The organism is Scandinavium sp. NPDC088450 (assembly GCF_044900545.1).
Classification (GTDB): Bacteria; Pseudomonadota; Gammaproteobacteria; order Enterobacterales; family Enterobacteriaceae; genus Scandinavium.
Map to the genome: position 1 here is coordinate 65,874 of NZ_JBJDNI010000024.1, position 21,503 is coordinate 87,376.

A 21,503-nucleotide genomic window follows, 5' to 3' on the forward strand; every position below is an offset into this window, starting at 1 on the left:
TGCTGGCATGAAGTTTATCATTACTTTGAAAGGCGCCTGAGGGCGCCTTTTTTGTGCTTTAATGTTTCCTGAAACATCCATAGCAAAATCAGGAAAAACCATGTTCAGGAAGGATATCGCTGCCGCCTGCGCCGCCACGCTGATGCTGTGCGCGCCACTTACTCATGCCGACCCGCTCTCTGCCACACAGTACGGTGATTTCGACCGCTACGTGCTGGCGCTTTCCTGGCAGACCGGCTTTTGCCAAAGCATGCAGGACCGCAATCGTAACGAGCCCGATGAATGCCGCTTGCAGAAAGATGAAGCCGACAAAACCAATTACCTGACCGTGCACGGCCTGTGGCCGGGTTTGCCTAAATCCATCGCGGCCCGTGGCGTGGATGACCGCCGCTGGATGCGTTACGGCTGTGCCACGCGCCCTGTTCCGAACATGCCTGAAGCCCGCGCCAACCGGAAATGCTCTGCGGCAGAAACCGGGTTGTCACTGGAAATGGCAAACAAACTCAATAACGTCATGCCAGGCAGCGGTGGCACTTCCTGTCTGGAACGCTACGAATACGCCAAACATGGCGTCTGCTTTGGCTTCGATCCGGATGCCTATTTCGGCACCATGGTGCGTCTGAATGGCGAAATTAAGCAGAGCACGCTCGGCAAGTTCCTCGCCGACAATTACGGCAAAACCGTCAGTCGCAGTGCCTTCGACAGTGCGGTCGCCAAAAGCTACGGCAAGGAGAGCGTAAAAGCGTTCAAACTTACCTGTAACGGCAACCCGGCATACCTGACCGAAATGCAAATTGCGATTAAAGCCAGCGCCATCAACGCCCCCCTGACCGCAGGCTCTCTGTTGTCGCAGCCACACCCAGGCAACTGCGGTCAGCAGTTTGTCATCGATAAAGCCGGACACTAACGGCGTTCCTGCCGGCGATGTGTCTTACGTCGCCGGAAAACACTGCCATCGCCCTGTTTTTCATTCTGTTTGCTTATAAACGGATGCTTATCACATTTCCCCGTCACGGCCTTTAATCTTCAGCAAATGCATCATTTGTCTGGTAACAGTCCCCGCTGAGCTTTGCCCATAATCGCTGCAGACATTCACTGAGGGAATTCATGATGAGCAAGAAACTGATTGCACTTTGCGCCTGTCCGATGGGTCTGGCCCACACCTTTATGGCCGCTCAGGCTCTGGAAGATGCCGCTGTTGAAGCGGGTTACGACGTCAAAATTGAAACCCAGGGTGCCGACGGGATCCAGAACCGCCTGACGGCGGAAGATATCGCCACCGCCGATATCATCATTCACGCCATCGCTATCACCCCGGAAGACAACGAGCGTTTCGAAACGCGTGATGTGTACGAGATAACCCTTCAGGACGCGATCAAGAATGCCGCGGGCACCCTGAAGGAAATCGAAGAACTCATCGCCGCAGAACAACAATAATCCTCATTAGCAGGGGTGTGACATGGCAATTAAAAAACGCAGCGCCATTCGTCCAGCTTCGCCCGACGGCGAGGCCATTGCGCTGGCAACAGCGCCTGTAGAATCTGGTTCGGCCTTCTGGAAAGAGCTCCCGCAGCACATTATGTCCGGCATCTCACGCATGGTGCCGACGTTGATCATGGGTGGGGTTATCCTCGCCATATCGCAACTTATCGCTTATGTCTGGCTGGAGATCCCGCCTGATACCGGCATGATGGATGCGCTTAACTCCGGTAAATTCACTGGCTTCCATCTTTCACTGCTGAAGTTTGGCTACCTGACCGAATCATTTGGCGGCTTGCTCTTCAGCTTCGCCATCCCGATGTTCTCAGCCTTCGTCGCCAACTCCATCGGCGGCAAGCTGGCGTTCCCGGCAGGGTTTATTGGCGGCCTGGTGGCGACTCAGCCCACGCTGGTACTCAATTTCGATCCGGAAAAACTGAGCTGGCTTGCCACTAAACCGGTGCCTTCTACCTTCATCGGTGCGCTAATTATCGCCATTGCGGCGGGCTATCTGGTGAAGTGGCTCAACACTAAAATTTCCGTACCACAGTATCTGCTGGCGTTTAAAAGCACCTTCCTGATCCCGATTCTTTCAGCGCTGTTTGTGATGCTGGCGATGTATTACGTCATCACGCCGATTGGTGGCTGGCTGAACGCAGGCATGCGTGCGGTACTGCTGGCTGCAGGTCAGGCAGGTTCAATGATTTACGCCGTTGGGATGGCCGCCGCAACAGCCATCGACCTGGGTGGACCTATCAACAAAGCAGCTGGTTTTGTCGCGCTGGGCTTTACCACAGACCATGTGCTGCCGATTACCTCCCGTGCAGTAGCGATTGTTATCCCGCCAATCGGTCTGGGCCTTGCGACACTTATCGACCGCCGTCTGACCGGAAAACGTCTGTTCAGCCCGCAGCTTTACCCGCAGGGCAAAACAGCGATGTTCCTCGCGTTTATGGGCATCAGTGAAGGTGCGATTCCGTTCCTGCTGGAAAATCCTATCGCTACCCTTCCGGCTTATATGATTGGCGCCATTGCCGGGGCGATGACCGCCACCGCGCTCGGTGCCGTGCAGTGGTTCCCTGAATCGGCCATCTGGGCCTGGCCGCTGGTGACCAATCTGGGTGCTTACATGCTGAGTATTGCCGTAGGCGCGGTGATCACGGCGCTGCTGGTGGTGCTTATCCGCAACTCAATGCACAAACGCGGCAAACTGGCTATCGACACGCTGTAAGGAGAAAACGGATATGACTTTACTGGCAGCGTTACGGGCATGGCTGGAAGCAGAACAGCTTGATGGGGTCATCATCTCTTCCAGACAAAACAAGCAGCCGCATTTCGGCTTTGCGACCAGCTCCGGCTACGTGATTGTCACCCGGCAACACGCGCACATTCTGGTGGAATTCCGCTACTACAGCGATGTGGCTGCCCGAACGAAAGGCTATCAGTTGCATCTGCTGGACAGCGGACACTCTTTGTCTTCTGTGGTTAACCAACTGGCGCAAGAGGAAGATCTCCAGCGTCTGGGCTTTGAAGGTGACCAGGTGAGCTGGCAAACCGGCAATCAGTGGCAGACTGCAATGCACCCCACACTGGTTAGCGCGTCGCTGGATTCGCTGCGGCAGATTAAGAGCGCCGAAGAAATCGCCTTGATTCGGGTCGCCTGCGGGATAGCCGATGCGACAGCAGACCATATCCGTCGTTTTATCCAGCCCGGCATGCGCGAACGTGAAGTTGCCGCCGAGCTGGAGTGGTACATGAAACAACATGGGGCAGAAAAGCCTTCCTTCGACACCATCGTGGCCAGCGGCGCACGTGGCGCACTACCTCACGGCAAGGCCTCAGAGAAGGTCATTGTAGCGGGCGAGCTGGTCACTCTCGATTTTGGCGCGCAATACCAGGGATATTGCTCCGACATGACCCGCACGTTTTTGGTTGCGGGTCGATACACCAACGCAGAGCAGTCACCGCTCTACGGGGTCTATCAAACCGTACTGAACGCACAGCTGGCGGCAATTGCAGCCATTCGCCCCGGCGTGGCATGCCACACGGTAGACAACGCGGCAAGAACACTGATTAGCGATGCAGGTTACGGCCCTCATTTCGGACATAACACCGGGCACGCCATCGGTATCGATGTGCATGAGAACCCACGTTTTTCACCCACAGACACCACGCTGTTACAGCCAGGCATGCTGCTGACCGTCGAACCGGGGATCTATCTGGAAGGTGAAGGCGGGGTGCGCATTGAAGACGTTGTGCTGGTGACGGAAAGCGGCGCAGAAGTGCTGTATCAGACCCCGAAAACGCTGCTGATGACAGGAGAAGCGTAATGGATATCGCGTTACTCAAAGCCCTGAGCGAGGCCGATGCGATTGCCGCCTCCGAGCAGGAGGTCCGGCAAATTCTGCTGCGTGAAGCCGATGCGCTGGGGAAAGAAGTCCAGTTCGACGGTCTTGGCTCAACCCTGATTCGCCTCAACGAAAGCAGCGGGCCAAAAGTGATGATCTGCGCGCACATGGATGAAGTCGGGTTTATGGTGCGCAGTATTTCGTCGCAGGGCGCAATTGACGTCATTCCCATTGGCAATGTGCGCATGGCCGCTCGAGAACTTCAGCCGGTGCGTATTACCACCCGAAATGGCACTAAAATTCAGGGTCTGCTCGACGGTGAGCGTCAGGGCAACGAGGTGACAAAATTGCGCGTCGATGTTGGGGCATGCAATGCGGATGAAGTTGCCGACATGGGCATTGAACCTGGCGACCGCGTGACGTTTGCCACCCCGTTCAGTGAACTCCCCTTCGGGCGTGTGATGGGGAAAGCATTTGACGACAGGCTTGGCTGTTATCTGCTGCTCAGCCTGTTGCGCGAACTTCATCAGACCCCACTGAATGCTGAAGTCTGGCTGGTGGCAAGCTCCAGCGAAGAAGTGGGTCTGCGCGGCGGGCAAACAGCCACCCGGAAAATCAACCCTCAGCTTGCCATCGTGCTGGACACCGCCTGCTGGGCGAAAAACTTCGATTTCGGCAGCGACAACCACCGGCAAATCGGTGAAGGCCCCATGCTGGTGATGTACGACAAAACGCTGATCGCCCCACCTCGTCTTACGGCCTGGGTAGAAGAAATCGCCGCTCGTCACGCCATCCCTTTACAACGCGATATGTTCAGCAATGGTGGGACTGATGGCGGTGCTGTTCACCTTTCTGGCACCGGAATTCCGACCGTCGTGCTTGGCCCACCGACGCGCCATGGACACTGTGCGGCGTCTATTGCCGACGCGAACGATATCGACCTGACGCACCAGCTCCTGCTGGCGCTGCTCCACAACGTGAATGCCAAAACCGTTTCTCATCTGACGGACTTCAGATGCTGATTTTGCGCTTACAGGACTCGTTATGCTGACTCTCGACTTTTTATGCCCGCTGCCCAATGGCCTGCACGCTCGCCCTGCCTGGGCGCTGAAAGAGCAATGCAGCGTCTGGCGCAGCGACATTCGCTTTATCAATCACCGCATGAATACCCACGCCGACGGTAAAAGTTCGCTGGCGCTGGTGAGCACCGGCACCCTGTTTAACGACAGCTGCTCGCTGGAAATCAGCGGCAGTGATGAAGAGCAAGCGCGTCGCGTGCTGAAAGACTATCTCGACCGAGAATTCATCGATAGCGACAGCGTGCAACCCGCTGCCTCCGCGCCTGTCGCCCACCCTTTGCCCCGCTCGCTTTCTCGCCTGCGCCCCCACCTGCTTACCGGCAGCATTTTGGCCGAAGGAATTGGCAGCGGCGAACTGACCGTGTGGCGGAATGACAGCCTTGAGCGCTACCGCAGCATACCGCCCGGCCCGGAAGACATGACTCGCCTTGAACACAGCCTTGCTGAGCTGGCCGACAACCTCAACCACCAGCTGCGCGAACTTGGCGGTGAGAGCAAAACCATTCTCAGCGCTCACCTGTCGCTGATTCAGGATGAGGAATTTGCCAGCAATATCCGCCGCCTGATGCGTGACACCCAGCTTGGGCTGGCGTCGGCCATCATCGACAACATGGAGGCGATTTGCGACAAACTGCTGGCTTCAAGCAGTGATTATCTGCGCGAACGCGCCAGCGACATTCGCGACATCAGTGAACGGCTGCTGGATATCACCTGGCCGGAATACCGCAGCCAGGACGTGCTGCACCTGACTCGCCCAACCATCCTTATCGCCGAAGACCTGACGCCGAGCCAGTTTCTGAATCTCAACCTGTCGCAGCTCAAAGGCATGGTGCTGGAAAAAACAGGCCGCACTTCGCACACGCTGATCCTGGCTCGCGCCGCTTCAGTGCCGGTCCTGAACGGCTTTAGCGTGGCAGAACTTAGCGTATTCGAACATCAGCCGGTCATTCTGGACGGACAATGTGGCGTGCTGGTCATTGCACCCGATGAACCGGTCAAAGAGTACTACCAGCTCGCACGCCAGTTGGCTGACGCCCGAAGCGAGCGCCAGAGGCGTGACGCGGCGCTGCCCGCCGTTTCTCGCGATGGCCATCATCTCGAAATTGCCGCCAATATTGGCAGCGCCCTGGAAGCGCCCGGCGCGTTCAGCCTGGGTGCGGAAGGCATCGGTTTGTTCCGCAGCGAAATGCTGTATATGGACAGGCAAACGCCGCCGGACGAACAGGAGCAATTCGAAGCCTATCAGCAGGTGCTGATGGCCGCAGGCGACAAGCCGGTTATCTTCCGCACCATGGACATTGGCGGTGATAAGCAACTGAACTACCTGAATATCCCGCAGGAAGAAAATCCTTTCCTGGGTTATCGCGCAGTGAGAATTTATCCGGAATTTGCAGGATTATTTCGTACCCAGCTGCGCGCTATTTTACGTGCAGGCACCTGTGGCAATGCCCGTTTGATGATCCCCATGGTGCACAGTCTCGATCAGATTCTGTGGGTGAAGAACACGCTGAACGACGTCAAAATCGAGCTTCAGCAGGAAGGATTACGTTACGCCGATAACCTGCCGTTGGGGATCATGGTCGAAGTGCCTTCGGTCTGCTACATCATTGACCACTTCTGCGAAGAGGTCGATTTCTTCAGCATCGGCTCTAACGATATGACCCAATATTTGTATGCTGTGGATCGCAATAACCCGCGAGTCTCCCCGCTGTACAACCCTATTACCCCGTCGTTTTTACGCATGCTGCGCCAGATAACGACCGTTGCCCATCGCCATGATAAATGGGTCGGCATCTGCGGCGAACTGGGCGGTGAAACCCGCTATCTGCCGCTAATGTTAGGGCTGGGTTTAGATGAACTGAGCATGAGCGGGCCGCGCATTCCGGAAGTGAAAAGCCAGCTTCGCCAGCTCGACAGCGCCGCTTGTCGCGCACTGGCTGATAAAGCCTGTGATTGCCGCAGCGCCGAAGAGATAGAAGCGTTACTGAACGAGTTCACGCCTCAGGAAGAAGCCCGCCCACTGCTGGCGCTGGAGAACATTCTCTTTCTTGAGAAAGCGTGGCGTAAAGAGCAGGTTATCCAGCTACTGTGCGGGAATTTGTGCGTCACCGGGCGCACGGATAAACCGGCAGAGCTTGAGGAAGATATCTGGCAACGTGAAGAGATTGTCACCACTGGCGTGGGCTTTGGTGTCGCCATTCCGCACACCAAATCGGCGTGGATACGTCATTCGAGTATCAGTATTGCTCGCCTGCCCTCGCAGATTGACTGGCAATCAGAGATGGGCGAAGTGGAGTTGGTTATCATGCTGACGCTCGGTGAACGCGAAGGGATTAACCACGTAAAGGTCTTTTCGCAGCTGGCGCGCAAACTGGTGAACAAGCAGTTCCGCCAGTCGCTGATGGCCGCCACGGACGCACAAGACATTCTGGCCTTGCTGGAAACCGAACTGAGCTTCTGACGCTACAGAAAACGAGCCCGGTATTCCCCCGGCGTCAGCCCAAACTGACGCCGGAACAAACGGCTGAAATAGTCACTGTCCGCAAACCCGCAACGCAGCGCCACATCGCCAATCGGCAGGTGGTATTTCTGCAAAATCATTCGTGCTTTCGCCATTCTCACCCAACGCAAATAATCGACAAAACTCATCGTGCCCTGCTGGCGGAACAGCCGCGAAAGATGGTTCGGCGTGATGTTGAAAAAGCTCGCCACCGATTCCCGCGTCAAAGGCTGAGCGTAGTTGTCCTGTAGCCAGTTGCAGATGCTTTTGTACAAAAACTGAGGGCGGCTCGGCGCACCGTCCGCGCTGGTGGTGACACTCTTTCGGCACAGATGCAGCAGGCTGAGTGTCAAAGGCTGAATGATTTGCTGATCCTGCGGGGAGCGGCTCAACAGAGTCAGCGCTGTCAGCATGGCTTCACCTTCGCCACGCTGCTGGTGAGGAATTTCGATTTTGCGCAGCGGTTCCGGCGTACCGCCGTTGCGGCTGTCATAAAAGGCCATGCCCGTCCAGGCGGGCGCGAACACCATGCTTAACACCATCGAAGAGCGTGTGAACAACGGCACGTTAGCCGCGCGGGCAGGAATAAACAGCATCTCGCCTTGCCTGATAGTCTGCTGGCTCTCATCCAGCTTGTTGCCATATTCCCCACGCAGAACCACTTCCAGACGAGGTAAATCGAGGCACAATCCGCCTGCCGGAAGCGTTTTGGGCGATCCCGCAAACCAGACACGCCCTAATCGCTCAGGATTAAGCACCAGTCCACTCAGTAAGTCAGCAAAGAAACGTTGATCGGCAGGGAGTTGCGTAACAGGCATGCGGAAACTCAATGGCAAGAAAACGCTGAGTTTACCCGATTCATCCGGGGAAGTACGCCCGGCACATCACGTGCCGGGCATTTCCATTACGACTGAATAAACGCCAGCAAATCTTCGTTAATTTGCTGTTTGTGAGTGGTGCAAATCCCGTGAGAACCGCCCTTATAAACCTTCAGTTCTGAATGCGGCAGGATTTCGGCTGCCACTTTGCCACAGGTTTCGAACGGCACTATCTGGTCATCGTCGCCGTGAATCACCAGCGTTGGGATAGTCATCCGCTTCAGGTCTTCGCGCAGATCGGTTTCTGAAAATGCTTTAATACAGTCATAAAGCGCTTTAATGGAGCCCTGCAAACCCTGAGCGACAAAGCTATCGCGTACCGCTTCCGACACTTTTGCTCCGGCGCGGTTGTAGCCATAAAACGCCATGGTCAACTCGTGGAAGAACGCGCCACGATCATTCACCACGCCTTCACGAATGCCGTCAAACACCTCTTTGGGCACGCCGTTTGGGTTGAAATCGGTTTTCACCATGATGGGGGTGACGGCACCGATCAACACCGCTTTGGCCACGCGATCGGTACCATGACGGCCGATATAGCGCGCCACTTCGCCGCCGCCGGTGGAATGCCCGACATGGATTGCATCTTTCAATTTAAGGTGTGCCGTCAGTTCTGCCAGATCGTCGGCATACTGGTCCATGTTGTGCCCGTCCCAGGGCTGTGAGGAGCGGCCATGCCCACGGCGATCGTGTGCAATCACGCGGAAACCTCGTGAACCGAGAAACAGCATCTGGTCTTCAAACGCATCTGCCGTTAGGGGCCAACCGTGACTGAATACCACGGGCTGACCACTTCCCCAGTCTTTGAAATAGAGACTACTGCCATCTTTCAGGGTCAATTTATCGTAACCACTCATGGGATCTCCTGTTTTCTGAATAGGCTGACGCCGGGAGGCGTAGCGGTGCTTATCAAGAATAAGACAGATTTGAGATCGGTCACGTTTATCGAACAAATATTCTTCAAATCAATAAATCTTCCGGATATTTGAGCCCCGTCGCAAAGTGTTAATAAATGTGTCAGATCGTATTTACAGCACCCGTGATGTTACCAGTATCATGTTACCGGTATCAGTGATAAATGCAGGGATTAAGCCAGGCAATCACTACCTCTTTTGCTGTCACGATCACAGAGGATATTAAGATGACAGAAGTCACGAACGCACTCGGAGCCGGGACGCTGCTCGGCATCGCCGCAGGTGCCGTCGCACTCCTGCTGGTATTGATCATGCGCTTTAAAGTGCATGCCTTTTTAGCCTTAACCCTTGTCAGTATCGTGGTAGCGCTGCTGACCGGTATTTCGTTTGATAAAGTGGTTCCCACCCTGCTGACCGGTTTCGGTGGCACGCTGGCTGGCGTTGCCTTGCTGGTTGGACTTGGGGCCATGATTGGTCGTTTGCTGGAGGTGTCCGGTGGCGCGAAAGTGCTGGCCGATACCCTCATCAACAAGTTTGGTGAACACCGTGCGCCGTTTGCGCTGGGTGTGGCCTCACTGCTGTTCGGTTTCCCTATCTTCTTCGATGCTGGTCTGGTGGTGATGCTGCCTATCATCTTCAGCGTGGCGAAGCAGTTTGGCGGTTCCACGCTGAAATATGCTTTCCCGGCTGCGGGTGCTTTTGCGGTCATGCACGCGCTGGTTCCGCCACATCCGGGCCCGGTTGCGGCCAGTGAATTGCTTGGCGCGAACATCGGCCTGCTGGTGATTGTGGGTCTGATTATCGCCCTGCCAACCTGGTACATTGGCGCGTATCTGTACGGCCTGTATGCCGGTAAGAAATTTGACATCAAACTGCCGTCTTCTTTCCTCGGCGAAGTGGAAGCCGATGCGAACCACAAGCCGCCTTCATTCGGCATGGTACTGACCATTCTGCTGATGCCGCTGGTGCTGATTTTCCTTGAAACCGGTCTGAACACCGCCGTGGTATTAGGCTGGGTTGCCAAAGACGACACCGTGGTGAACTTCCTGCGTATGCTCGGTAAAACCCCGGTGGCGCTGCTGATCACCGTGTTCTTTGCCCTGGCTGTTTTCAGCCGTCAGCACAGCCTCAAGCATCTGGAAAAAATCTGTGACGGCGCATTAGGCCCAATCTGCGGCATCATTCTGGTGACCGGTGCAGGCGGGATGTTCGGTGGCGTTCTGCGTGCCAGTGGTATCGGCGACGCTCTGGCGGGTGTGCTGTCTGATACTGGCATGCCAATCATCGTTGCGGCCTTCGTGATTTCTACGGCCTTACGTGTGGCGCAGGGTTCTGCCACCGTCGCGCTGACCACCACCGCGGCGCTGGTGGCTCCAATGGTTCATGCCACAACCGGCATCAGTCAGCTTGATTTGTGCTTCATCGTTATCGCCATCGCGGGCGGCGCGACTGTGCTGTCGCACGTCAACGACTCCGGTTTCTGGCTGGTCGGTCGCTTCCTCGAAATGGACGAGAAGACCACACTGAAAACCTGGACCGTCATGGAGACTCTGCTTGGCAGCATCGCCTTCCTGCTGGCGCTGATTGGCAGCCTGATCTTCTAATGTGAGCCAAATCACTTCAAAGATCTGACGACAGTCAGTATGATGGCTGTACCCCAAAACCCTCGTCTTGCACGACGAGGGTTTTCTTTTGGATACAGGTACCTGGAAAAACATGGAGTAAACGATGACCAGACCCGCCATTATCATTAATGAGTTCGATGCCGAGCGTATCGACCGCCTGCTTGAGAAACCAGAATGGGCAAACTCCCCGGTGGCTCAGGCGCTGAATGATGAGCTGGACCGCGCGCAAATGTGCGCCCCGACAGAGATGCTGCACAACGTGGTCAGCATGAACAGCCAGGTAAGATTCCGCGATCTGACCAACAACGAAGAGCGTGTCCGTACGCTGGTGTTCCCGGCCAACATGACCGACAGCAGCACTCAGCTTTCCGTTCTGGCTCCGGTTGGCGCTGCCCTGCTTGGCCTGCGCGTGGACGACACCATCAACTGGACGCTGCCAAACGGCACCACGACACATCTTGAAGTGCTTGAGCTTATCTATCAGCCTGAAGCCGCTGGTGAATTCCACCGCTAAGCCTGCCTTTCAGAGGATGTCCCACACATCCTCTTTCCGTTTTACCCACCGACAAAACTTTACGCTCCCTGCGGGCCCGCTTTGCTATATTTGCGACGTGAATGTCACATAATCATTGCGATATGTGCTTGTATAAAAGCATCTATCACAAGGAGGAGAGCTTATGTACAACACGATCATTATGCCGGTTGATGTTTTTGAAATGGCACTCAGTGACAAAGCCGTCCGTCATGCGGAATTTCTGGCGCAGCAGGAAGGCGTGATTCATCTTCTGCACGCCATCCCCGGTTCCGCCAGTTTGACCATGAGCCGTTTTGCTGCCGATTTACGCCGCTTTGAAGAGCATCTTCATCAGGAAGCAGAAAACCGTCTTCAGACCATGGTTGAGCATTTCAGCATCGACCCGTCGCGCATCAAAATGCATGTGCGAATGGGCAACCTGCGCGATGTGGTCAACGAACTGGCTGAGGAACTGAAGGCTGATGTGGTGGTGATTGGTTCGCGTAACCCGTCCATCTCCACACATCTGCTGGGCTCGAATGCGTCGAGCGTAATCCGCCACGCGACTGTGCCTGTGCTGGTTGTGCGCTGAGGCGATAAAAAAAGAGGCTACCTTTCGGTAGCCTCTTCAGATTGCAGGTATAGTCTTACTTTTTTTGTATTACGCAGTTTTAGTGCGAATCAGGTAATCAAACGAGCTCAGTGATGCTTTTGCCCCTTCGCCGGTCGCAATGATAATTTGCTTGTACGGCACGGTGGTGCAGTCACCCGCGGCGAACACGCCTTTGACGCTGGTTTCGCACTTAGCATCAATCATGATTTCGCCCATGCGGTTGCGCTCGATAGCGCCTTCCAGCCAGGTGGTGTTCGGCAGCAGACCAATCTGGACAAAGATCCCGGACAGCGCCACATGGTGCGCATCGCCGCTCACACGGTCACGGTAATCCAGGCCAGTGACTTTGCTGCCATCACCTTTCACTTCCGTGGTCTGAGCGTTAAGAATAATGTCGACGTTTTTCAGGCTGCGTACTTTATCCTGCAACACCTGGTCGGCTTTCATTTCTGGCGCAAATTCAAGCAGCGTGACGTGCTCAACAATACCCGCCAGATCGATAGCCGCTTCAACACCAGAGTTGCCGCCACCGATGACTGCCACGCGCTTACCTTTGAACAGCGGGCCGTCGCAGTGTGGGCAATAGGTCACGCCTTTAGTGCGATACTGATCTTCACCCGGCACGTTCATGTTGCGCCATTTTGCCCCGGTCGCAATGATAATGCTGCGAGCTTTCAGCACGGCGCCTGACGCGGTTTCAATCTGATGCAGGCCGCCTTCAACGGAAGCCGGTGTCAGCTTGCTTGCGCTCTGCGAATCGATAACGTCCACATCATAATCAGACACGTGCTGCTTCAGCGCACCTGCCAGTTTCTGGCCTTCTGTTTTCGGCACAGAGATGTAGTTTTCGATATCCACGGTGTCCAGCACCTGGCCGCCGAAGCGTTCACCCATCAAGCCAGTTCGGATGCCTTTACGTGCAGAATACACAGCCGCCGCCGCGCCCGCAGGGCCGGAACCCACAATCAGCACATCGTAAGCTTCACGTTTGTTCAGCTCTTCAGCCGCGCGTTTTTCCGCCCCGGTATCCACTTTCGCCACGATTTCCGCCAGCGTCATACGACCCTGACCAAACTCTTTGCCGTTCACGAACACCGCAGGCACGCCCATCACGTTACGATCGGTGATTTCATTCTGGAACACGCCGCCGTCAATCGCGGTGTGTTTGATGCGCGGGTTCAGTACCGCCATCAGGTTCAGCGCCTGCACCACGTCCGGGCAGTTGTGGCAAGAAAGCGAGTAGTAGGTTTCGAATTCAAAATCGCCATCCAGCGCACGGATCTGCTCCAGCATCGCCTGCGCTTCTTTCGACGGATGACCACCGGTCCACAGCAGTGCCAGCACCAGCGAAGTAAACTCGTGGCCTAACGGAGAACCGGCAAAACGCGGCCCCTGGTTTGAACCTGGGTTGGTTATCAGGAAAGACGGCTTGCGCACCGCCAGGCTGTTGTCTTCTTTAAACGTCACCTGAGGTGAGAGTTCGGCGATTTCCGCCAGCAGTTCCTTGATTTCTGCCGATTTAGCGCTGTCGTCCAGCGTGGCAATCAGCTCAACAGGTTTGGTCAGTTTCTCAAGGTAAGCCTTGAGCTGGGTCTTCATGTTGGTGTCGAGCATCATTCATCTCCTGCGAATAAAACATCATCATGCAAGCGGCCTTGCGGCTGCCTGAATGCGGCTTGCATCATGGGGTTCGGGGAAAAACGGGTGCCTGAGCACCCGTTGATTGCCGGGTGGCACTGCGTTTACCCGGCCTGCGCTTTGCCAGGCCTGTTGGGTAGGCCGGATAAGCATCGCGTCATCCGGCTTCGCAGTGCCTGAAAGGCTTAGATTTTACCAACCAGATCTAAAGAAGGAGCCAGCGTCGCTTCGCCTTCTTTCCACTTAGCCGGGCACACTTCGCCTGGGTGGGAAGCGACGTACTGAGCGGCTTTCACTTTACGCAGCAGGTCAGATGCGTCACGGCCGATGCCTTCAGCGGTCACTTCGATGGCCTGGATGATGCCCTGTGGGTCAACAACGAAAGTGGCACGGTCGGCCAGACCTTCGTCTTCACGCATGTTGTCGAAGTTACGGGTCAGGGCACCTGTTGGGTCACCGATCATCGCGTATTTGATTTTAGCGATGGTCTCAGAGCTGCCATGCCATGCTTTGTGAGTGAAGTGGGTATCGGTGGATACAGAGTAAACGTCCACGCCCAGTTTCTGCAGTTCGTCGTAGTGGTCAGCCACGTCACCCAGTTCGGTCGGGCAGACGAAAGTAAAGTCAGCCGGATAGAAGAAGAACACACTCCAGCGACCTTCGGTGTCTTTCTCAGTGACTTCTACGAATTCGCCGTTTTTGAAAGCCTGGTTTTTGAAAGGTTTGATTTTAGTGTTAATTAAGGACATCTGTACTTCCTCCGTGTTTTCGTTGAGAGCTAAGGTAACCCACCCACCCCGTTTCGGCTAATGCGTTTCCTTTATCAAATCAATAAGCGTTAGCTAACAAACCATGTTGATGAAAATCGCCAACGTTTACTGCTGTTACTCAGCCGTTCACCGCAGATAGCGCCACAACGTAAAAAGGCCACCTTTTCAGGCGGCCCCGTTACCTGAAAGCCCCGAAGGGTGATTCAGTGCCAGTCAGGCTGGCTATGCGTTGCGCTCTACTTTACCTTGTTAAAGGTCGTAACAGCGGGAGGGATTACATCACCCACGCTGTGTAAGAGCAATTGCATCGCCCCGGGGTCTTATCTATGGTTGTGATAGGCTCAACCATTCATGATGGCATATCCACTTATTTAACAAGGATTTACTATGCGTAAACTGGCTCTCCTGCTTGCCCTGCTGCCGGGTCTCTCGGTGGCTGAAGAGCTTCCGGCTCCGGTCAAAGCGATAGAAAAACAAGGCATTACTATCATCAAATCCTTTGACGCACCGGGCGGGATGAAAGGCTATCTCGGCAAGTATCAGGATATGGGCGTCACCATTTACGTTACGCCGGACGGAAAGCAGGCGATTTCAGGCTACATGTATGACGAGAAAGGCACCAACCTGAGCGAGCAGATGATTCAGAAAGAAGTGTACGGGCCGCAAGGCCGTGAACTGTGGCAACAGATGGAGAAAGCGCACTGGATCCTCGATGGCAAGAAAGACGCTCCGCGTGTTGTCTACGTGTTCGCCGATCCGTTTTGCCCATATTGCAAGCAATTCTGGCAGCAGGCGCGCCCTTGGGTGGAGTCCGGTAAAGTCCAGCTTCGCACGTTAATGGTCGGGGTGATTAAACCGGAAAGCCCGGCGACCGCCGCCGCCATTCTGACGAGCGCAGACCCGAGCAAAACGTGGCATGATTACGAGCAGTCAGGGGGCAAGCTGAAACTGGATGTGCCGGCGACTATCCCGCCCGCACAGCTGGAGATTTTAAGCAATAACCAGAAGCTTATGGATTCATTAGGAGCCAATGCGACCCCGGCCATTTATTATCTGAATTCGGACAATATGCTGCAACAGGTTGTCGGCCTGCCAGATGCCGAAAATTTAAAAGCAATGATGGGTGAGAAATAAAGATTTCAGGCAGGGTTATTTTCAGATAATCTTGCCTTCTTTCTGGAAACCCGTTCACGTAATATTCATGAAGCCCCCGAGACCACATTATTCATTGAGATAATGAATGCGAAATAAAAATAAACAATATTAATATTTTAAATAGTAATGAATCCGTTTACTCGCACACCATAATTGTCTATTTTTGCCCGGTATATCAGATACCTTCAAAAGGCGATGGAATGTCTATCTATAAACTCCCCCTGGAGCAGACGGTGCTTGAGGCCAGTACGGAACGCATCTGCTGGACGCTGACTAATTTCGACCGAGTTTGCATCTCGTTTTCCGGCGGTAAAGATTCCACGGTGATGCTCCATTTAACCGGACAACTGGCACGAAAGCTTAAAAAGAAATTCAGCGTCTTGTTTATCGACTGGGAAGCACAATTCAGCAGTACTATCGACCATTGTGAAAAAATGCGCGCAGAATATTCTGACGTCATTGAGAACTTTTATTGGGTCGCGCTGCCGCTAACGACCCCGAATGCTTTAACCCAGTTTTCACCAGAATGGCAATGTTGGGAACCCGGTACGACCTGGGTGCGACAACCGCCAGCCGATGCCATCACCGACCCTGCGTTTTTCCCGTTTTATCAGCAAGGGATGTCCTTCGAACATTTTGTTCGCGACTTTGCCGAATGGTTTTCACAAAAACGCCCTGCCGCCGTCACCATTGGCATTCGTGCGGATGAATCCTACACACGCTTTCTGGCCGTGGCCTCACAGCGCAAACTGCGTTTCGCCGATGACAAACCGTGGACCAGCATGGCACCTGGCGGACATTGCTGGTACATCTACCCGATTTATGACTGGAAGACAGCGGACATCTGGACCTGGTTTTCACGCACCCAATGCAGCTATAACCCGCTGTATAACCTTATGTATCAGGCGGGTGTGCCTTTACGCTATATGCGGATTTGCGAACCTTTCGGCCCGGAGCAGCGTCAGGGGTTATGGCTTTATCACGTGCTGGAACCTGAGCGCTGGGCGGCGATGTGCGAACGCGTCAACGGCGTTCACTGCGGGGGCATCTATGCCGGGCATGATAATCAGTTTTACGGTCACCGGAAGCTTGATAAACCCGACAGCCACAGCTGGAAAAGCTACGCCCTTTTTCTGCTCGAAACCATGCCACCGCCGACCGCAGAGCATTACCGCAATAAGATAGCCGTCTATTTACACTGGTATCACAAGAAAGGAATGGCGGATATTCCGGACACTCAGGCAGCCGACACGGGGTCGAAAGATATTCCTTCCTGGCGGCGTATCTGCAAGATGCTGCTGAATAACGATTACTGGTGTCGGATGCTTTCATTCAGCCCAACCAAGGCTACACATTATCAGCGTTATAACCAGCGCATGGCGAAAAAGCGCGAGGAGTGGGGAATTTTATGCAAAAGCAAATAATTGAGCAGATGACCGGCTGGTTACACACCCTGAACGAAGCGGATCGTATTGAGGCGATCAATAGCTTTCGCCAGGCGCTGCATAGCGTCAGCCCGTTTAGCGATCACCCGATCGATTGCGTGCTGTGGGTGAAAAAAGAGCACATCGCTCCGAACGATTACAACCCCAACAACGTTGCGCCGCCGGAGAAAAAACTGCTGCAAAAATCGCTGGAAACGGACGGCTTTACGCAGCCGGTGGTGGTGTACACCAAAAGCGACCAGCAGTATGAAATTGTCGATGGTTTTCACCGCCATGAACTGGCGAAATCGAAATCGGCACTGAAAAAAAAGCTCAAAGGCTATTTGCCCGTCAGCGTGTTACAGCATCAGAGCAGTGACATCTCCAGCCGGATGGCGTCTACTATCCGTCACAATCGCGCACGCGGCCGACATCAAATTAACGCGATGGCGGAAATTATCCGCGAGCTGTACCAGCTAGGCTGGACGGACATTAAAATTGGGGTAGAGCTGGGGATGGATGCGGACGAAGTGTTGCGTCTGCGGCAAATTAACGGTCTGCAGGATTTGTTTGCAGACCGTCAATTTTCTCAAGCCTGGACAGTGAAATAACTACAGCTTGCACAGCCGTTCAGCGGCAGCCAGCAGCGTCGATTCCTGTTTCGCAAAGCACAGGCGAATCAGCTTATGCGGGAAGGGATCGGCGCAAAATACAGAAAGCGGAATGGCCGCCACGCCCACTTCGGTGGTTAACCACTGACAAAAACTCACATCGTCCACATCAGAAATCGCACTGTAATCGGCCAGCAGGAAGTAAGTGCCTTCGCACGGCAATATTTCCAGTTTGCTCTCTGCCAGCGCGTTAATGAACACATCCCGGCGCGCGCGATAGAAATCGGGTAATTCGCGGTAGTGTTGAGGTTCATTGCGCAGCATGTCTGCCAGCGCCAGTTGCGCAGGTGTGTTCACCGCAAACGTCAGGTACTGGTGCACTTTACGCAGTTCCGCACTGATCGCCGCAGGCGCAACACAGTAACCCACCTTCCAGCCGGTCATGTGGAACGTCTTACCAAACGATGAAACCGCCACCGCACGTTGACGCAATTGCGGATGGGCCAGCACGCTCGCGTGCCCTTGCGCTGCAAAACAAATGTGCTCATACACTTCATCGCTGATCACATAAATTTCACGCTCAGCAATAGCCTGCCATAACGCTTCAAAATCTGCTTTTTGCCAGACCGTCGCGGAAGGATTATGTGGTGTATTGAGGATAACCAGACGGGTACGATCGCTGAGCAAACCAGCAAACTCAGCCCAGTCAACGCGGAAATGCGGAGGCTGAAGCGCGATGCGTTTCAACACGCCGCCGGAAAGCTCCACCGCAGGGGCATAGCTGTCATAGCTCGGATCAAAGCAAATCACTTCGTCACCCTGACGAACCAGCGCCGTGATGGCCGCATACAGGGCTTCCGTTGCGCCCGCCGTCACGGTGATATCTGTAGTCGCATCCGGTTGATGGCCATAAAGCTCCGCCGTTTTCGCCGCAATCGCTTCACGTAAGGCCGGAACACCGGTCATCGGCGCATACTGGTTCGCGCCCTGCGAGACATGATACGCCAGCCTTTCCTGCAAATAGCGCGGGCCGTCGAAATCCGGGAATCCTTGCGACAGGTTAATCGCCTGATGCTCAAGCGCCAGGGCACTCATTTGCGTAAAAATGGTGGTGCCCAAATTGGGCAGTTTGCTTTGCGGGATCAGGGCGTTATGGCTCATGGTTTCGTTGACCGATTGTAATACTGTTGTTGAAGCCACTATAACACGATGTTAAGATTTGGCAATCAAGACGCTTAGACGTCTAAACGATAACATTATTCCTGTCCTGCTGGAGAAAGGTAAGATGACTGCAAACCTGCAAACAGACGCCCTCGTCGAAGCCTGTCACTGGATTGGCGCGAAAGGCTGGGCTCCCGCGACGGGCGGCAACATGTCGGTGCGTGAAGATGCGCAATGGTGTTGGCTCAGCGAGTCCGGTAAAGATAAAGGCTCACTCACCAACCGCGATTTTTTGCAGGTGGAGATAGCCACGAATCAGGCGCCATCGGGCCGAAAACCCTCCGCGGAAACCGGATTGCACACCCTCATCTATCGCCTTTTCCCCGAAGCGAACGCCGTGCTGCACGTTCATACGGTGAATGCGACTGTCCTCTCTCGCATTGAAAAATCGGCGGAACTGGTGCTCAGCGGTTATGAGATGCAAAAATCCCTGTCCGGGCAGACCAGCCATCTCGACAGTGTGCCGGTAGCGATTTTCGACAATGGTCAGGATATTGACGCCCTCGCCCGCCGCATTGAACATTACGCCAGCGAACGCCCGCTAAACTACGGTTTCCTGCTGCGCGGCCACGGATTAACCTGCTGGGGACGCGATGTGGCCGAAGCCCGCCGCCATCTGGAAGGGCTGGAGTTTTTATTCGAATGCGAGCTGCGCTTACGCCAACTGGAGAAACTATGATCCGCGCCATTGTGACTGACATTGAAGGCACCACCAGCGACATCCGCTTCGTGCATAACGTGCTGTTTCCTTATGCCCGTGAGCGGCTGGCGGCTTTCGTCAACGCCAATCAGGATGCGGAACCCGTGAAGGCGATTCTGGATAATCTGCGTGAAGAAATTGCTTCTGTGCAGGCCACCACCGAAGAGCTTATCGACACGCTGTTCGGGTTTATGGATGAAGACCGTAAATCCACCGCGCTGAAAGCATTGCAGGGTCTCATCTGGCGTGAGGGTTACGTGAATGGTGATTTTACCGGGCATCTTTACCCGGATGTCCTGCCCGAACTGGAAAAATGGAAACAACAGGGCATTGATCTGTATGTTTATTCTTCCGGGTCGGTGGCGGCGCAAAAACTGTTATTTGGCTACAGCGACGAAGGTGATATTACTCATCTGTTTAGCGGTTACTTTGACACTCACGTGGGCGCGAAGCGTGAAGTGCAGTCTTACCAGGCTATTGCCGCGCAAATCGGCCAGCCTGCGGGGCATATCCTGTTCCTGTCTGATATTCATCAGGAGCTGGATGCCGCTGAGCAGGCCGGTTTTCGTACCGTGCAGTTAATCCGTGGTGACGGCGATACCGCCAGTCATCATCACCAGGTTCCACGTTTCGACGACATTCATCCGGAGCAGATCACCTCATGAGCGCACTGACTATTTTCTCTGATGCCAACGCCAGCGAACCGACCTGGCACAGCACTGACGGCAGCGAAATTCAGCAGCAACTTAACGCCAAAGGCGTGCGATTCGAACGCTGGCAGGCAGACCGCGATTTGGGCACTGATCCCGCGCCCGAGACCGTGATCACCGCCTACCAGCACGCGATCGACAAACTGGTGCAGGAAAAGGGCTATCAGAGCTGGGACGTGATCAGCCTGCGAGCAGACAATCCGCAGAAAGATGCCCTGCGCGCGAAGTTCCTGAACGAACACACCCACGGCGAAGACGAAGTCCGTTTCTTCGTCGAAGGCACCGGGCTGTTCTGCCTGCACATTGGCGATGAAGTGTTCCAGGTGTTGTGCGAGAAAAACGATCTGATTTCCGTTCCCGCAGGCACACCGCACTGGTTTGATATGGGTTCCGAACCGAACTTTACCGCGATCCGCATTTTCGATAACCCGGAAGGCTGGATAGCGCAGTTTACCGGGAGTGAGATTGCGGACGGGTTTCCGCGGTTGGGGTGATTAAATTGCGCTAATGCAGCTCACGTGGAATTGTTCCGTTCACTTTATGACCTGCTTTCCCCTGTTATCTGGTTGCACGTGAACGGGTTAAGGGAGCCTCTCGCGGCTCCCTTAACAATCCCGGCGACCCCGCGAATGAAACCGGTGCTTTGCACAATATTCGGCCCATCCATGGGCCTCACCCCTTCGGGGCCAACGCAAGCGTTGTTCAAATTTGTTCCCGACAAATTTGTCCTCCCTGACAAACGGCTGCCTAAGGTCGGCTCAACTCAACGTCCCTGTCTCGATTCGCCTCAGTCCGCCATCCATGGCGGCCTGACCTTGTCATCCGATTGCCAGCTCGGCGGTTTCAGCGGGGGGCAACACCAGCGCCCACTGAAGCCGATGTATGGGGTTTTCGTCCGGCTGAAAATCGCCTCAACCTTCAGCGACTGGCCGGGGCAGCCCGCATGGATGCGGGCTGAGGGCGTGTTTTACAGGGACAAAATCGTCGGGAACGATTTTGAACAACGCTTGCGTTGGCCCCGAAGGGGTGAGCCCCAGGGATGGGGCGAATAACTTGCATCTCGCCCGACCCGATTAGCCCGTTGCTGAAGGTTGAGGTTCCGTGAAGCGGCGATTTTCTTTTGCCGGGAGCCGGGACAAATTTGTCAGGAACAAATTTGAACAGCGCTTGCGCTGGCCCCGAAGGGGTGAGGCTCATGGATGGGCCGAATAATGTAAGGGAATGGCGGTTGTATGAACTGGCACATAGGTAACACTTTAAACCGGGCACATGGGTAACAGGTTATAACTGGTACGGTAGACTGATTATGGAGGTTTATCGTGCC

General features: G+C 54.8%; 20 protein-coding genes. 15 read left to right on the forward strand and 5 right to left on the reverse strand.

Annotation, left to right across the window (positions count from 1 at the left end; translation table 11 throughout):
- Nucleotides 1-100: 100 nt before the first annotated feature.
- The 6 genes from rna to ptsP all read left to right on the forward strand — a co-directional run bounded on the left by rna (nucleotide 101) and on the right by ptsP (nucleotide 7,367).
- Nucleotides 101-907, forward strand: coding sequence for a ribonuclease I (gene rna, locus ACI2I2_RS18820; RefSeq protein WP_404659262.1), 807 nt, complete (start codon nucleotides 101-103; stop codon nucleotides 905-907).
- A 203-nt stretch (nucleotides 908-1,110) separates the two neighbouring features.
- Entirely contained in the window at nucleotides 1,111-1,437 is a 327-nt protein-coding gene (locus ACI2I2_RS18825; RefSeq protein WP_404659282.1) for a PTS fructose transporter subunit IIB, read from the forward strand.
- A 22-nt stretch (nucleotides 1,438-1,459) separates the two neighbouring features.
- Entirely contained in the window at nucleotides 1,460-2,710 is a 1,251-nt protein-coding gene (locus ACI2I2_RS18830) for a PTS fructose transporter subunit IIC (RefSeq protein WP_404659263.1), read from the forward strand.
- A gap of 13 nt (nucleotides 2,711-2,723) precedes the next feature.
- Entirely contained in the window at nucleotides 2,724-3,809 is a 1,086-nt protein-coding gene (gene ypdF / locus ACI2I2_RS18835) for an aminopeptidase (protein WP_404659264.1), read from the forward strand.
- A complete protein-coding gene (gene ypdE / locus ACI2I2_RS18840; RefSeq protein WP_404659265.1) occupies nucleotides 3,809-4,849 on the forward strand; it encodes an aminopeptidase in 1,041 nt (346 codons plus the stop codon). Before ypdF ends, ypdE begins: the two co-directional genes overlap by 1 nt.
- 22 nt (nucleotides 4,850-4,871) lie before the next feature.
- On the forward strand, nucleotides 4,872-7,367 hold the full coding sequence (ptsP, locus tag ACI2I2_RS18845; protein WP_404659266.1) for a phosphoenolpyruvate--protein phosphotransferase: 2,496 nt from the start codon (nucleotides 4,872-4,874) through the stop codon (nucleotides 7,365-7,367).
- A 2-nt stretch (nucleotides 7,368-7,369) separates the two neighbouring features.
- Here the strand turns inward: ptsP and ACI2I2_RS18850 are convergent, their stop codons facing one another.
- Together ACI2I2_RS18850 and ACI2I2_RS18855 are read right to left on the reverse strand one after the other, a co-directional pair.
- Nucleotides 7,370-8,224 (reverse strand): helix-turn-helix transcriptional regulator, encoded by an 855-nt coding sequence (locus ACI2I2_RS18850; protein WP_404659267.1) that lies wholly within the window; start codon nucleotides 8,222-8,224, stop codon nucleotides 7,370-7,372.
- 86 nt (nucleotides 8,225-8,310) lie between these two features.
- Nucleotides 8,311-9,141 (reverse strand): alpha/beta fold hydrolase, encoded by an 831-nt coding sequence (locus tag ACI2I2_RS18855; protein WP_404659268.1) that lies wholly within the window; start codon nucleotides 9,139-9,141, stop codon nucleotides 8,311-8,313.
- 284 nt (nucleotides 9,142-9,425) lie between these two features.
- On the opposite strand from ACI2I2_RS18855, the gene ACI2I2_RS18860 reads away from it, so the two are divergent.
- The 3 genes from ACI2I2_RS18860 to uspG all read left to right on the forward strand — a co-directional run bounded on the left by ACI2I2_RS18860 (nucleotide 9,426) and on the right by uspG (nucleotide 11,929).
- Entirely contained in the window at nucleotides 9,426-10,802 is a 1,377-nt protein-coding gene (locus tag ACI2I2_RS18860) for a GntP family permease (RefSeq protein WP_404659269.1), read from the forward strand.
- Between the two features lie 124 nt (nucleotides 10,803-10,926).
- Nucleotides 10,927-11,337, forward strand: a complete 411-nt coding sequence (gene rnk / locus ACI2I2_RS18865) for a nucleoside diphosphate kinase regulator (RefSeq protein WP_404659270.1) — start codon at nucleotides 10,927-10,929, stop codon at nucleotides 11,335-11,337.
- A 163-nt stretch (nucleotides 11,338-11,500) separates the two neighbouring features.
- A complete protein-coding gene (gene uspG, locus ACI2I2_RS18870) occupies nucleotides 11,501-11,929 on the forward strand; it encodes a universal stress protein UspG (protein WP_404659271.1) in 429 nt (142 codons plus the stop codon).
- Between the two features lie 69 nt (nucleotides 11,930-11,998).
- Here the strand turns inward: uspG and ahpF are convergent, their stop codons facing one another.
- Entirely contained in the window at nucleotides 11,999-13,564 is a 1,566-nt protein-coding gene (gene ahpF, locus ACI2I2_RS18875; RefSeq protein WP_404659283.1) for an alkyl hydroperoxide reductase subunit F, read from the reverse strand.
- 209 nt (nucleotides 13,565-13,773) lie between these two features.
- On the reverse strand, nucleotides 13,774-14,337 hold the full coding sequence (ahpC, locus tag ACI2I2_RS18880) for an alkyl hydroperoxide reductase subunit C (protein ID WP_014069297.1): 564 nt from the start codon (nucleotides 14,335-14,337) through the stop codon (nucleotides 13,774-13,776).
- Between the two features lie 408 nt (nucleotides 14,338-14,745).
- On the opposite strand from ahpC, the gene dsbG reads away from it, so the two are divergent.
- The 3 genes from dsbG to ACI2I2_RS18895 all read left to right on the forward strand — a co-directional run bounded on the left by dsbG (nucleotide 14,746) and on the right by ACI2I2_RS18895 (nucleotide 17,548).
- Nucleotides 14,746-15,492, forward strand: a complete 747-nt coding sequence (gene dsbG / locus ACI2I2_RS18885; RefSeq protein ID WP_404659273.1) for a thiol:disulfide interchange protein DsbG — start codon at nucleotides 14,746-14,748, stop codon at nucleotides 15,490-15,492.
- 221 nt (nucleotides 15,493-15,713) lie between these two features.
- Entirely contained in the window at nucleotides 15,714-16,937 is a 1,224-nt protein-coding gene (locus tag ACI2I2_RS18890) for a phosphoadenosine phosphosulfate reductase (RefSeq protein WP_404659274.1), read from the forward strand.
- Nucleotides 16,922-17,548, forward strand: coding sequence for an IbrB-like domain-containing protein (locus ACI2I2_RS18895; RefSeq protein WP_404659275.1), 627 nt, complete (start codon nucleotides 16,922-16,924; stop codon nucleotides 17,546-17,548). The genes ACI2I2_RS18890 and ACI2I2_RS18895 overlap by 16 nt, the downstream gene beginning before the upstream one ends.
- Here ACI2I2_RS18895 and ACI2I2_RS18900 read toward each other — a convergent pair whose 3' ends face one another.
- Nucleotides 17,549-18,709 carry a pyridoxal phosphate-dependent aminotransferase gene (locus ACI2I2_RS18900; RefSeq protein WP_404659276.1) on the reverse strand — a complete coding sequence of 387 codons (1,161 nt, stop codon included), beginning with the start codon at nucleotides 18,707-18,709 and terminating at the stop codon, nucleotides 17,549-17,551.
- A gap of 124 nt (nucleotides 18,710-18,833) precedes the next feature.
- Between ACI2I2_RS18900 and ACI2I2_RS18905 the strand changes: the two genes are divergently transcribed.
- From ACI2I2_RS18905 to ACI2I2_RS18915, 3 genes are read left to right on the forward strand one after another with little or no spacing between them, the layout of a single operon-like run.
- Nucleotides 18,834-19,448, forward strand: coding sequence for a methylthioribulose 1-phosphate dehydratase (locus tag ACI2I2_RS18905; protein ID WP_404659277.1), 615 nt, complete (start codon nucleotides 18,834-18,836; stop codon nucleotides 19,446-19,448).
- The gene (gene mtnC / locus ACI2I2_RS18910) at nucleotides 19,445-20,134 is read left to right on the forward strand and encodes an acireductone synthase (RefSeq protein ID WP_404659278.1); all 690 of its coding nucleotides are present in this window, start codon (nucleotides 19,445-19,447) and stop codon (nucleotides 20,132-20,134) included. The genes ACI2I2_RS18905 and mtnC overlap by 4 nt, the downstream gene beginning before the upstream one ends.
- Nucleotides 20,131-20,673 (forward strand): 1,2-dihydroxy-3-keto-5-methylthiopentene dioxygenase, encoded by a 543-nt coding sequence (locus ACI2I2_RS18915; RefSeq protein WP_404659279.1) that lies wholly within the window; start codon nucleotides 20,131-20,133, stop codon nucleotides 20,671-20,673. The genes mtnC and ACI2I2_RS18915 overlap by 4 nt, the downstream gene beginning before the upstream one ends.
- The last annotated feature ends 830 nt before the right edge of the window (nucleotides 20,674-21,503 follow it).